This is a genomic window from Mesorhizobium sp. Root102, assembly GCF_001425625.1.
Classification (GTDB): Bacteria; Pseudomonadota; Alphaproteobacteria; order Rhizobiales; family Rhizobiaceae; genus Mesorhizobium.
The window spans coordinates 143,385-156,968 of sequence record NZ_LMCP01000005.1 but is presented as its reverse complement, the minus strand read 5'-3'; the positions used below and the strand labels follow the sequence as shown (position 1 = coordinate 156,968).

General features: G+C 62.7%; 10 protein-coding genes. 5 read left to right on the top strand and 5 right to left on the bottom strand.

The annotated features are described in order from the left end of the window. The first annotated feature begins 199 nt into the window (after positions 1 to 199). Positions 200 to 1,831, top strand: a complete 1,632-nt coding sequence (locus ASD12_RS07260) for a DUF882 domain-containing protein (protein WP_056583373.1) — start codon at positions 200 to 202, stop codon at positions 1,829 to 1,831. Positions 1,832 to 2,204: 373 nt separating this feature from the next. Further along, positions 2,205 to 6,014, top strand: a complete 3,810-nt coding sequence (gene metH / locus ASD12_RS07255) for a methionine synthase (RefSeq protein WP_056583371.1) — start codon at positions 2,205 to 2,207, stop codon at positions 6,012 to 6,014. Between the two features lie 87 nt (positions 6,015 to 6,101). Here metH and ASD12_RS07250 read toward each other — a convergent pair whose 3' ends face one another. Next, positions 6,102 to 6,506 carry a VOC family protein gene (locus tag ASD12_RS07250; RefSeq protein WP_056583368.1) on the bottom strand — a complete coding sequence of 135 codons (405 nt, stop codon included), beginning with the start codon at positions 6,504 to 6,506 and terminating at the stop codon, positions 6,102 to 6,104. 102 nt (positions 6,507 to 6,608) lie between these two features. Between ASD12_RS07250 and ASD12_RS07245 the strand changes: the two genes are divergently transcribed. Both ASD12_RS07245 and ASD12_RS07240 read left to right on the top strand, forming a co-directional pair. Then, entirely contained in the window at positions 6,609 to 7,241 is a 633-nt protein-coding gene (locus ASD12_RS07245; RefSeq protein ID WP_056583366.1) for a TetR/AcrR family transcriptional regulator, read from the top strand. Positions 7,242 to 7,397: 156 nt separating this feature from the next. Continuing rightward, positions 7,398 to 8,792 carry a multicopper oxidase family protein gene (locus ASD12_RS07240; protein ID WP_056583363.1) on the top strand — a complete coding sequence of 465 codons (1,395 nt, stop codon included), beginning with the start codon at positions 7,398 to 7,400 and terminating at the stop codon, positions 8,790 to 8,792. Positions 8,793 to 8,849: 57 nt separating this feature from the next. Here the strand turns inward: ASD12_RS07240 and ASD12_RS07235 are convergent, their stop codons facing one another. The 3 genes from ASD12_RS07235 to ASD12_RS07225 form a co-directional block, all read right to left on the bottom strand. Next, complete coding sequence (locus ASD12_RS07235; RefSeq protein WP_056583361.1) at positions 8,850 to 9,137, bottom strand: PTS sugar transporter subunit IIB; 288 nt, start codon at positions 9,135 to 9,137, stop codon at positions 8,850 to 8,852. 17 nt (positions 9,138 to 9,154) lie between these two features. Continuing rightward, on the bottom strand, positions 9,155 to 9,616 hold the full coding sequence (locus tag ASD12_RS07230; RefSeq protein WP_056583358.1) for a PTS sugar transporter subunit IIA: 462 nt from the start codon (positions 9,614 to 9,616) through the stop codon (positions 9,155 to 9,157). A gap of 74 nt (positions 9,617 to 9,690) precedes the next feature. After that, positions 9,691 to 11,094, bottom strand: coding sequence for a PTS transporter subunit IIC (locus ASD12_RS07225; protein ID WP_056583356.1), 1,404 nt, complete (start codon positions 11,092 to 11,094; stop codon positions 9,691 to 9,693). A gap of 335 nt (positions 11,095 to 11,429) precedes the next feature. On the opposite strand from ASD12_RS07225, the gene ASD12_RS07215 reads away from it, so the two are divergent. Next, positions 11,430 to 12,746, top strand: coding sequence for an NAD(P)H-dependent oxidoreductase (locus ASD12_RS07215; protein ID WP_056583420.1), 1,317 nt, complete (start codon positions 11,430 to 11,432; stop codon positions 12,744 to 12,746). Between the two features lie 4 nt (positions 12,747 to 12,750). On the opposite strand, the gene proC is transcribed toward ASD12_RS07215, so the two are convergent. Next, positions 12,751 to 13,566, bottom strand: a complete 816-nt coding sequence (proC, locus tag ASD12_RS07210) for a pyrroline-5-carboxylate reductase (protein WP_056583352.1) — start codon at positions 13,564 to 13,566, stop codon at positions 12,751 to 12,753. Between the last annotated feature and the right edge of the window lie 18 nt (positions 13,567 to 13,584).

Below are 13,584 nucleotides of genomic sequence, written 5' to 3'. Positions count from 1 at the left end.
GGCACCCACCGGTCGAATCGCATTCTCGGCACCGACACGATTCATTAACCAAGATGATGTTCTTCGACAGGCGCGTTGTGGGATGGATGCCCGTCTGCGCCGGTCAAGTCCATGCCTTGTCAGGTCGAGGACGCCGAAGACGAGCTCTTCATCTCGACGCCGACGTCAAATCGCCTGAAAACAAAACAATTTGCAAGGCATGAACGTGATTGAAAACGAGCAAAACACGCCCGGCGCTTCCCATCGTTGGACATTGCTGCCGGCCATCATGGTGGCGTTCCTTTGCCTCTGCGTCAGCAGCGCGTTGGCGGAGACGCGCGCTTTGAAGATTCAACATCTCCATACGGGCGAGAAGGCCGAAATCGTCTTCAAGCGCAATGGGCGCTACGATCCGGCGGGATTGAAGAAGATCAATCTCATGCTGCGCGACTGGCGTCGCAACGAACCGACGAAGATGGATCCGCGCCTGCTCGATCTTGTCTGGCAGGCCTATCGCGCCAGTGGATCAAGAGCCTATATCCATGTGGTCAGCGCCTATCGTTCGCCGGCGACGAACGCAATGCTGCGCAGCCGCTCGAAGGGCGTAGCTCGAGAGAGTCAACACATGGTAGGCCGCGCGATGGATTTCTTCCTGCCGGATGTGCCGCTGAAGAAGCTGCGCGATATCGGCCTCAAGATGCAGGGCGGCGGCGTAGGCTATTACCCTACCTCCGGTTCGCCTTTCATACACATGGATGTCGGCAATGTGCGGCATTGGCCGGGCATCAGCCGCCAGGAACTAGCCAGGGTATTTCCGAACGGCAACACACTGCATGTGCCAAGCGACGGCAGACCGCTGCCCGGCTACGAGCAGGCGTTTGCCGCCTACAAATCGCGCAAGGGCGCCGGCACGCCCAACATCGAGCTGGCAAGCGTTGATGGCGGCCAACGCAGACAGGCGCGTGGCCTACTGGCGACGCTTTTGGGTGGCGGAGACGAGTCGGATGATGTCGCGGAAGCGGTGTCGGCGCCGCGCAAACCGGCCAGGTCTGTTGAGCCCAGGCCGGTCGGACAGGGTATCGCCATCGTGCAGCCGCGGGATGCCCAGCGGGCGGACATCCAAATGGCTGCCAGCTATCCAGGGGAGGAACCGCCATCTGGGCAGACGGGGAAGACGCCTGAAGCGATCGTCATGGCCATGGCACCGGGCTCGGTGCCGCTGCCCGCCTTCGCCCCTCGCGCCGAACTTGCGGCGCGTGTTCCGACACCGGAAACCGCACGGTCCGCAATCGCCGGTGCGTCCATGGCGCGGGCCGAACTGGCGGTGGCCAAGCCGGCAGCAACCGGTGCCGACATTCCTTTGGGCGGGGATGCCGTTCTCGCGAGCGTCGCGGCGGACATGGTGGCGCTCAACATCCCCTTGCCGACATGGCGGCCGGAAAGCCAGACAAGCCCGACGCGCCAACCGGAAGCAGCCAAATCCGGCGACGCAATCGGTGCCTTGCTGGCCCTGAACCACGCCGATGACGGCCTTGACAGGCTGACCGGCCAGCGGCTTGCCCCCCATGCATCGGAACGCGAAGATCGGGTCAGGACCAGCCCGAAGGCCGACCGTGTCCAGCCACGCGCCGATGCTGAAGCGCCTGCGGTCACCAGCAGACCGCTCCAGAGAGGTCGCGGCATTGCCGATGGAACGGGGTCCGCGACCGCGCGGCTTGTTGCCGCCTATTTCATCCGCAGGGCGCCGGAGCACGTCTATCTCGACGGATTCCAGCCGCGAGGACAGACGTCCGATCACCGCCGCTTCACCGGCTCCGCGGTGAAGTTCTTGCCCATCGCCAGCTTCAAATAGGCTGGCTGCGGCCGAGATTTGACCTATCCGGGCGCTCGCCGACGAGGTCGGTCGCGACCGCGATCCCGACCGTTGGGCCAGCCTGCAGAACGAGGTCGGCAACTTTAACGCTCGCTGGCGGGCCGAAACGACGTTACCCGTTTCGAGCAAGCGGTGCCGATCCTGCGCGAGGCCGTGCAGAAGAAGATCAATTCTGTTCCGGGTATCGCCTTTACGCGGGATAGCCTTGCTGGCCGAGTTGCATTGACCGAGCGATTGCCCCTCTGGAGCCAGGCACTTGCAACGACGGGTGACAATGATGATCGCCTATCGTATATTGACATAAAGATATCCTTATGTGAGATGAGAAAACTTGTCGCCAAAGGGATAAAAAATGTCGCAGAACTCTGCATCGCTGGACGCTTTGTTCGGCCCCGTCGCGGCAAAGTCCGACGGATCGGAAGTGCTTGCGGCGCTGACGGCAGCGGCGCGCGAACGCATCCTTATCCTCGACGGCGCCATGGGCACGCAGATCCAGGGCCTCGGCTTCGAGGAGGACCAGTTTCGCGGCGAGGCCTTCGCCGGCTGCGCCTGCCACCAGCAGGGCAACAACGACCTTCTGATCCTGACCCAGCCCGAGGCCATCGAGGAGATCCACTATCAGTACGCCATCTCAGGCGCCGACATCTTGGAAACCAACACCTTCTCCTCGACCTCGATCGCCCAGGCCGACTACGGCATGGAAGGTGCCGTCTATGCGCTGAACCGCGATGGCGCGCGGCTGGTGCGGCGCGCCGCTATTCGGGCCGAGCAGCAGGACGGCAAGCGTCGGTTCGTCGCCGGCGCGCTGGGGCCGACCAACCGCACCGCCTCGATGTCGCCGGATGTGAACAATCCCGGCTACCGCGCGGTGACCTTCGACGATCTGCGCCTCGCCTATGGCGAACAGCTGCGCGGATTGATCGATGGCGGCGCCGACGTCATCCTGATCGAGACCATCTTCGACACGCTGAACGCGAAGGCGGCGATCTTCGCTGCGGAAGAGATCTTCATCGAGAAGGGTGTGCGCCTGCCGGTGATGATCTCCGGTACCATCACCGACCTGTCCGGCCGCACGCTGTCCGGCCAGACGCCGACGGCCTTCTGGCATTCGGTGCGCCATGCCAGCCCCTTCACCATCGGCCTCAACTGCGCGCTAGGCGCCAATGCCATGCGTGCGCACCTGGCGGAGATTTCCGGCGTTGCCAACACCTTCACCTGCGCCTATCCGAATGCCGGACTGCCCAACGAATTCGGCAGCTATGACGAGAGCCCGGACTTCATGGCCGCGCAGATCGAGGAGTTTGCAAGGGAAGGGCTGGTCAATATCGTTGGCGGCTGCTGCGGCTCGACGCCGGAACATATCCGCGCCATTGCCGAAGCGGTGCGGAAGTATCCCCCGCGCGCCATTCCGGACATCGAACCCAGGATGCGCCTGTCCGGGCTGGAGCCATTCACGATCACCGACGAGATTCCGTTCGTCAATATCGGCGAGCGCACCAACGTCACCGGGTCGGCAAAGTTCAGAAAACTGATCACGGCGGGCGACTATGTCGCCGCGCTCGACGTGGCGCGCGACCAGGTCGCCAATGGCGCCCAGATCGTCGACATCAACATGGATGAGGGGCTGATCGATTCGAAGAAAGCGATGGTCGAATACCTGAACCTGATCGCCGCCGAGCCGGACATCGCTCGCGTTCCCGTCATGGTCGACAGTTCGAAATGGGAGATCATCGAGGCCGGCCTGAAATGCGTGCAGGGCAAGTCGCTGGTCAACTCCATCTCGATGAAGGAAGGCGAGGCTGCGTTCCTGCATCATGCCAGGCTGGTGCGGGCCTATGGCGCGGCGGTGGTCGTCATGGCCTTCGACGAAGACGGCCAGGCCGACACCAAGGCGCGCAAGGTCGAGATCTGCACCCGCGCCTACAAGCTCCTGACCGAACAGGCCGGCTTCCCGCCCGAGGACATTGTCTTCGACCCTAATGTCTTCGCGGTCGCCACGGGCATCGAGGAGCACGACAATTACGGCGTCGACTTCATCGAGGCCACGGGCGAGATCACCGGGACGCTGCCGCATGTCCACATTTCCGGTGGCGTGTCGAACCTGTCCTTCTCGTTCCGCGGCAACGAGCCGGTGCGCGAGGCCATGCATGCCGTGTTCCTCTACCATGCCATCCAGCGCGGCATGGACATGGGCATCGTCAATGCCGGTCAGCTCGCCGTCTACGACACGATCGAGCCGGCGCTACGCGAGGCCTGCGAGGATGTCGTGCTCAACCGCGTGCCCAGGGCCGGCGGCACCGCCACCGAACGCATGCTGGAGATCGCCGAACGCTTCAAGGGCACGGCGGGCCAGGAAGCCAAGGAGCGCGATCTCGCCTGGCGCGAATGGACGGTCGAACAGCGCATCAGCCACGCGCTGGTCAACGGCATCACCGAGTTCATCGACGCCGACACCGAGGAAGCGCGGCTGGCCGCCGAGCGCCCGCTGCATGTCATTGAAGGCCCGCTGATGGCCGGCATGAACGTCGTCGGCGACCTGTTCGGCGCGGGCAAGATGTTCCTGCCGCAAGTGGTGAAGTCCGCGCGGGTGATGAAACAAGCCGTCGCAGGATTGCTGCCTCATATGGAAGCCGAGAAGCTGGCCAACGCCGCTAATGGCATCGACAATGGCGAACGCCAGACAGCGGGCAAGATCCTGATGGCGACGGTGAAGGGCGATGTCCACGACATCGGCAAGAACATCGTCGGCGTTGTGCTCGCCTGCAACAATTACGAGATCATCGATCTCGGCGTCATGGTGCCGGCGGCAAAGATCCTGCAGACGGCACGCGAGCAAAATGTCGACATCATCGGCCTGTCAGGCCTGATCACGCCGTCGCTCGACGAGATGGCGCACATGGCCGCGGAGATGGAGCGCGAAGGTTTCGACATTCCATTGCTGATCGGCGGCGCGACGACGAGCCGCGTGCACACGGCGGTGAAAATCCACCCGCGCTACACCAAGGGCCAGACGGTCTATGTCACAGACGCCAGCAGGGCGGTGGGCGTGGTTTCGTCCTTGCTGTCGAACGAGACCAAGAGCGGCTATGTCGACACGGTGCGCGCCGAATACAAGAAGGTCGCCGACGCGCATGCCCGCTCCGAAGCCGACAAGCAGCGGCTGCCGCTGGCCAAGGCGCGGGCCAACGCGCACCGCATCGACTGGCCGGCCTATGAGCCGCCGAAGCCGTCCTTCACAGGCGTGAAGGTGTTCGAGAACTGGGATCTCACGGAACTCGCGCGCTATATCGATTGGACGCCGTTCTTCCAGACCTGGGAGCTGAAGGGCCGTTATCCGAAGATACTGAAGGACGAGGCGCAAGGCGCCGCCGCCCGCCAGCTGTTCGAGGATGCGCAGGCGATGCTGAAGAAGATTATTGCCGAAAAATGGTTCGCGCCGCGCGGCGTCATCGGCTTCTGGCCGGCCAATGCCGTCGGCGACGACATCAGGCTGTTCACGGACGAGAAGCGGTCACAGGACCTGGCGACCTTCTTCACCTTGCGCCAGCAACTGACCAAGCGTGACGGCAAATCCAATGTCGCCCTGTCGGATTTCGTCGCGCCGGCGGATAGCGGCAAGCCGGACTACATCGGCGGCTTCATCGTCACCGCCGGCATCGAGGAGGTGGCGATCGCCGAGCGTTTCGAGCGCGCCAACGACGACTATTCGTCGATCATGGTCAAGGCGCTGGCCGACCGCTTCGCCGAAGCCTTTGCGGAGCGCATGCACGAGAAGGTGCGCAGGGAGTTTTGGGCCTACGCTCCCGACGAGAATCTGGCACCAAACGAACTGATCGGCGAACCCTATCGCGGCATCCGCCCGGCACCCGGCTATCCGGCACAGCCCGACCATACCGAGAAGGCGACGCTGTTCCGACTGCTCGACGGCGAAGGCAATGCCGGGGTTAGCCTGACCGAGAGCTATGCGATGTGGCCGGGCTCTTCGGTATCGGGAATCTATCTGGCGCATCCCGAAAGCTACTATTTCGGCGTCGCCAAGGTCGAACGCGACCAGGTCGAGGATTATGCACTCCGCAAGGCGATGCCATTGGCCGAGGTCGAGCGCTGGCTTGGCCCCATCCTCAACTACGTGCCGGCACATTATGCCGAGGCGGCGGAATAGCTGATGCCGGCGCGTCCGTTGGAGAAGCGACAGGCAAATGCCAATCGCTTCTCCATTGTCATCCTGGCCCGCTTCGATTCCGGTGGGCTATTGCATGGCGGATGGGTTCATCCACAGCAGCTCCCAGACGTTGCCGTCCGGATCTTCGATGTGGCGGTTGAACATGAAACCGAGATCCTGCACCGGGTTGGGATCGGCGCGACCGCCTGCCGCCACGCCCTTCTCGATTATGGCATTGACCTCGTCCTTGCTGTCGGTGGTGAGCGCTATCAGCATCTGGCTGTCCCGTTTGGGGTCGCCGATCTCCCGCGCTGTGAACTGGCTGTAATGCTTGTGCGTAAGCAACATGACCCCAATGGAGTCGGAGAACATGATCGAGCTGGCCTGGTCGCTCGAGAACTGCGGGTTCAGCGTGCCGCCGATCGCGAGATAGAAATTGGTCGCCGCCTGCAGATCGCGCACCGGCAGATTGAGGAAGATCATCTTGGTCATCGGTTCAAGCCTTGCTTTCGTTGACGAGTACTAGCCAGTCTAGTACTGTAAGCGTAGCTACCTTGCGGGAACGGTACCGTCTAGTACTGGTTGAGAGGCGCTATGGAAAATAATGGTGAGACCAGATCGGCTCGCAAGGATCGTGAAATCATCGAAGCGGCCACGGCCGCGTTCATCGCCAAGGGTTATGATGGAACCAGCATGGAAGAGATCGCCACCAAGGCAGGCGCTTCCAAGCAGACCGTCTACAAGCATTTCACGGACAAGGAGACGCTTTTCAGCGAAGTCGTCGAGTCCACCGCCAGCCAGACCAACGATGTTGTCGAGTCCGTAACGATGCTGCTTTCCGAGGCGAAATTCATGGAGGGCGGTCTGCAGCAGCTTGCCCGACGCATGACAACGACGCTGATGGACGACGATTTGCTGAAGCTGCGGCGTCTGATTATCGCCAACGCGGATCGAATGCCGCAGCTTGGCCGCAGTTGGTATGAAAAAGGTTTTGAGCGCATGCTTGCCTCGGTGGCGTCATGCTTTGAAAAGCTTACCAGTCGAGGCCTGTTGCAGACCAGCGATCCCCGTTTGGCGGCCAGCCATCTCTTCGGAATGCTTCTCTGGATCCCCATGAACGAAGCCATGTTCACCGGAAGCAACCCGCGCTCGAAGGCCGACCTTGAGCGGCATGCCGATGCCTCGGTTGAAGCGTTCCTTGCCGCCTATGGGGTGCGGTCGAAATAGTCACGCTCCTCTCCGACGGCGATGCGTCTTGCGGTCGATTGTCCGTCCGCGCCTGTCGGCGGGCCGGTGGCGGAGGTCGGTCTTGCACAGGCTTCTCGCTTACGATCCAGGGCTGCGATAAACCCAAGGCTGCCGTCCTTGCAGTTGGAGCGCCAAATGACCGTACTCACACGCCGCGGGTTTTTGAAAACGGCCGCGGTTGCCGGTGCCGGCGGGATCGGGCTTTCGGCCATGGGTCGGCTTGGCGGCTGGGCCGCTGCCACAGCTGAGCCGGTGGTTTTGCAGACGGCAAAGATCCAGGCGAAGCTGATGGATGTCGGCCAGACCAAGGATGTGCTGACCTATGGTAACGCCGGAATGCCGCCCGTGCTCAGAATGAAAAAAGGCGCGCCTTTCACCGCGCGCCTTGTCAACGCGATCGATGATCCGACGACGATCCACTGGCATGGCATTCGTGTTCCAAACAGGATGGACGGCGTCCCGTTTCTGGTCCAGCCCTACGTCTACACCGGCGATCATTTCGATTACGCCTTCACGCCACCCGACGCCGGCACCTTCTGGTATCACCCGCATTGCAACACGCTGGAGCAGATGGGTCACGGCCTGACCGGCGTGATCGTGGTTGAAAACCCGAACGATCCGAAATTCGACGCCGAAATTGTCATCAACCTGCGCGACTGGCGCCTCGGCGACGATGGCCAGTTCATCGACCAGTTCCGGCCGCGCGATGCCGCAGGAACCGGCACTTACGGCACGGTGCGCACCGCCAACTGGCTAGATCAGCCGCAGTATGACGCGCCGGCCGGAGGGCTGGTTCGGCTCAGGGTCGCCATCACCGATGTCACCCGGATCTATGCCTTTCGCGTCGATGGCGCCGAAGCGTCAGTCATCGCGCTGGACGGCAATCCGGTGCCGCAGCGTTTTTCCCCCGATGCCTTGCTGCTTGGACCCGGTCAGCGCATGGAGCTGGCCATCCGCATGCCCGACGACGAGGGCGCGATCGTCAGCCTGAGAGACGTCAGGGGCACGAAGCCAAAAATCCTGGCGACCCTGCTCGCGACAGGAGACTCCCTCAAGCGGGACATTCGTGATCTTGCTCCGCTGGAGGTCAATCCGGTGGCGGAGGTGGATTTCACCAGCGCCCAACATATTTCCCTGGCGCTCAGCGCTACGGCGGAAAACGTCCCGAGCGATGGCATCTGCGGATCGCTTGGCTACAGTTTCTGGGCAATCAACAAGGTACCGTGGCCCGGCGATACGCCGGATCCGACCGCGCCGCTGGCCGAACTGAAGCTCGGCAGGAGCTATGTCATCGATATGGAGAACCTGACGCCGCAATCCCATCCGATGCATCTGCACGGCATGAGCTTCAAGGTGCTGTCATCCTCGACGCGCCAGGTTCAGCCTGTCATCTCCGACACCTATCTCATCCAGCCCAACGAGAAGGTTCAGCTCGGCTTCGTCGCCGACAATCTCGGCGACTGGCTGCTGCATTGCCACATTATCGAGCATCAGAAATCGGGAATGACGACCTACGTCAGGGTGGTCTGAAGCCGCGCCAGTGGGGTCGTGCCGGATCGCGTCAGTCTCCGTGTCGCTGCGTGACCGTCACTTGCGCAGCTGCGCCTCGATCTCGTCGAGGATCTTGTCCTTGCCGATGCCGGTGAGGAAGGCGAGGCCCTTGATCACCGGCTTGGTCACCGAAGCCGAGATCGGCGTGGTGGCGACGATGAAGTCGACATTGTCGGCCAGTCCCGGCACTTCGGTGGCCTTTGCCTGCTGGGCATTGAAGGTAAGGCCGCGTTTCTTCATTTCCTCGGTGACGGCGACGTTGACCGCGGTCGAGGTGGCGATGCCCGTGCCGCAGGCAAAGAGAATGGTTTTCTGTCTGGACATCTCTGCTTCTCCTTGTTTCAGCCGAGTACGGCTCGCACGTCATCGAGGGTTCTGGCCGACCTCAAGCCGTCCAAGGCTTGCGGGTTCTGGATGATGGCCATGACGGCCTGCAGCGCCTCAATCTGCTTGTCCTTGTCATTGATGGCAAGCAGGAAGACGAAGCCGACCGGCAGCATCTCGTCGGGGTCTTCCATGTTGGCGAAGGTCACCGGTTGCTTCAGCGTGCCCATCGCGATGCCCGGCTTCAGCACATGCTCCGGATCGGTGTGCGGTACCGCGACGTTGTCGGGGCGCTCCAGCGGCAATCCGGTCGGGATGGTCAATTCGCGGCGCACGACCGCGTCGGCATAGGAGCTTTTGACATAGCCAAGCATCTCGAGCCGGCCCGCCAGGATGCGGATGATCTCCTCATTGCTCGATGCATCGGATCCGAGCACGATCGCTTCGGGATCCAGAAGCTGCATGAGGCCGTCAGCCATTTCTTTGCTCCGTCGATGAAATCGTGCGCCCGTGAAGGGCGCACGATCGGTTCAAACGCAAGGCGCTATCAGGTTCAGACCGTCTCTTCGGCCGGCTCGTCCTCGGCGCCAGCCGCCCGCTCCCAGCCGAGCGGATTACGGCGGTAGAGAACGAACAGCGCGGCGACGACCACCGCCATCACGATGATGCCGACAAGACCAAGTCCCATGGCCTCGATGATCACGTAGGGCACCCACAGGAAGCCGTCGACCACCGAGGTGATCTGCAGCGCGTCCGCCGGCAGCTTGAAGCCCGATGCGACTGCGGCGCTAGTGAACAGCGGCGCCAGCGCGTTGGCGACGTAGAAGCCGATGGCCAGCGTCACCGTGCCGATCACCACCATGCGGAACACGTTGCCTTTGACCAACGGCGCGGTCATGGCGACAATGAAGGGAATGACCGCCAGGTCGGCGAACAGGATGACGCGGTTGCCTGGCAGGATGATGGACAGGATGATCGCGATCGGCACCAGGATCAGCGACGACGAGATCGCGGCCGGATGGCCGATCAGGATCGCCGAATCGAGGCCGACGAGCAGCTCGCGGTCGCCGGTGCGCTTGCGTACGAACGCCTGAGCGGCGTCGGAAACCGGGATCAGCCCTTCCATCAGGATCTTGACCATGCGCGGCAGCAGCAGCATGACCGCAGCCAGCGTCATGCCGGTGCCCAGAACCTTTGCCAGCACCACGCTGAGATCACCCGCATTGTAGAAGGCGATCGCGCCGAGCACGAGGCCGATGATCAGGCCCATCACGACAGGTTCTCCGAACACGCCGAACCTGCGTTCGATCGTATCGGTGTTGATGTTGATGCGATTGATCCCGGGAATGCGGTCCATGATCCAGTTGAGCACAATGGCGATCGGCAGGATCTGCGCCGAGGCGAGGTGCGGCACGGAAATGCCGGGCACGCCGTAGAATTGTTGCACCGCGCGTGCCGACCAGTCGGCGAAGAGCAGCGACAGCGCGGCGACAAGTGCTGCGACCGCGATGCCATAGGCCAGATTGTCTGTCGCGGCGACGACCAGCGAGCCGACAAAGGCGAAGTGCCAGAAATTCCAGACGTCGACATTGAGCGTGCGCGTCATGCGTGTCAGCAACAGCACGATGTTGACGAGGATGCCGACCGGAATGACCCAAAGGCCGACCGATGAGCCGAAGGCGATCGCCGCAGCCGAAGGCCAGCCGACATCGATGATGTCGCGATGGATGCCAGTGTTGGTGACGATGGCCTTGGCAACGTCTCCGATCGATGTGAACATGAGGCCAAGCACGAGATTGATGCCGATGAAGGCGACGCCGATGGTGACGGCGGCGCGAAAAGCCTTGCTGACCTTGGCGCCCAGAACCACGGCGATGATGAAAATGACGATTGGTAGCAGGATCGTCGGGCCGAGCGTGTCGATGGCCCCTTTGAGGCCCGCGAGAACAGTATCCATTATTCCTCCCCTGGAGCCCCCGAGCCTTCGCTCGACGCCTCGCAATGTTGCTCCATCGAGCCTTTGGCGCCACGGCGCAAAGACACTCCCCAGTCCGCCGCGAGGCGCATGCTCTCCGATCTCTCGATGAACATTTGCCTTTGTTGACGAACGAATGTTTTATTGGGGCTGTTCACGACAATGTCAATTGGCAACCCTTTGTGCCAATCACCCGGGACGAATGTCCCTTTTTCGGGCGATTTCGCTGGAAAATGCCGGTCGCCAACGGTTTCGTTGGCAAATGGAACCCGTTCCCTGCTATCCGACCACAAATCACGAAGCTGTGGACTTCCTGCATGACCAATGTCGCCCTGACCGGCCTTGCCCGCGATCTCGCCAGGCGTGCCGCCGAGGGCCGCCCTGTGCGCATCGGCGTCATTGGCTCGGGCGAGATGGGCACCGATCTGGTCACGCAAGGCATGCTGATGCCGGGCATTTCGGTCTGCGCCGTCTCGACACGCCGCCCGCATACCGCGCGCGAGGCCATCCGCATCGCCTATGGCGATGAAGCCATGGCGGTCGAAGCCGACACCGCGTCGAAAGTCACCGGCGCCATCGAGAGCGGCAAGATCGCCATCACCTCCAACGAGATGCTGGTCACCAATCCGTTGATCGACGTCGTCATCGACGCCACCGGCAAGCCGGGTGTCGCCGCCGATTTTTGCCTGTCGGCGATGGAGCACGGCAAGCATCTGGTGATGATGAACGTCGAGGCCGACGTCACCATCGGTTGCTATCTCAAACAGCAGGCCGACCGACTTGGCGTCGTCTATTCGGTCGGTGCGGGCGATGAGCCGTCGAGTTGCATGGAACTGATCGAGTTTGCGTCGGCGCTCGGGCTGACCATCGTCTCGGCCGGCAAGGGCAAGAACAATCCGCTCAACCACGATGCCGTGCCCGACGACTATCGCGAGGAAGCGATCCGCCGCAACATGAACCCACGCATGCTGGTCGAGTTCGTCGACGGCTCCAAGACCATGGTCGAGATGTGCGCCATTGCCAACGCCACCGGGCTGGTGCCCGATGTGCCCGGCATGCACGGCCCCAAGGCCGACCGCGACGATCTCGCCAAGGTACTCATCCCGCGTGAGGATGGCGGTCTGTTGCTGAAGAAAGGCGTCGTCGACTACACGGTAGGCAAGGGCGTCGCGCCCGGCGTCTTCGTCATTGTCGAGGCGACGCATCCGCGCATCATCGAGCGCATGGACGATCTGCATATCGGCCACGGCCCTTACTACAGCCTGTTCCGGCCCTATCATTTGACCTCGCTGGAAGTGCCGCTGACCGCAGCCCGCATCGTGCTTTTCGGCAAGCCCGACATGGTGCCGTTGCCAAGGCCGGTCGCCGAAGTATGCGCCGTCGCCAAGCGCGACCTTGCCGCCGGCGAGACCTTCGATGCGATTGGCGAGACCTGCTATCGTTCCTGGACCATGACTGTCGGCGAAGCCCGTGCCCAGCGCGCCGTGCCGGTCGGCCTGCTCGAGGGCGGCAAGGTGCTGAAACCGGTCAGGAAAGGCGAATTGCTGACCGCCGACAATGCGTCGCCCGACCAGTCGACGAGGCTGTTCGCCCTGCGGCGGCTGCAGGACGAGATGCTTTACGGGGCGGACTGAGGTTTCACTTCCCCAGTTCGACAGACCGCAGCCGCGCTGCCTCCACCGCTTCGGTCAGCAGATTGGTCAGCCGGTCCTCACCCATCAGCACGGCCAGCGCCGCTGCCGTCGTGCCCTTGGGGCTGGTCACCTGCTGGCGCAGCACGCCTGGCTCCTCGCCGCTTTCGGCGGCGAGCGAGGCAGCGCCGTAGACAGTCTGCATGGCGAGCAGCTTGGCGGTTGCCATCGGCAGCCCGGCCTTCTCGGCGGCCACGGTCAGCGCCTCGATGAAATGGAAGATGTAGGCTGGTCCCGATCCCGATACAGCGGTCACCGCATCCATCAGGCCCTCGTCGTTGATGGTGGCCACCTCGCCACTCGCCGACAGGAGGTTGGCGACGAAACGCTTGGTGTCGTCGGAGACCAGCCTGTTGCAAAACACCACCATCATGCCCTTGCCGATTGCTGCCGGCGTGTTGGGCATGCAGCGCACGATCGGTGCGCGATTGCCCAGGATCTCCTCGAAGGTGGCGGCAGGCGTGCCGGCGGCGATGCTGACGAAGGTGGTGCGGCCGTCGGCGAAGCGCTTGTAGGCGGCCGTGACGTCGCGGATCACCTGCGGCTTCACCGCGATGACGACGAGATCGGGCACGGCGTCGGCCGGAATAGCGCCGGCATCGGCTGATGTGCCGCAGCCCAACGCTGCGGCGCGATTGCGCAGATCGGCATTGGGCTCGACCACGAAAGCCGCGGACGGCGCAAGCTTGCCGGATTTCAGCCAGCCCGAGAGCATGGCGTAACCCATATTGCCGCAGCCGGCGAGAACAAGCCTGATCGTCATCGAAAGCCCTCCGAAGGA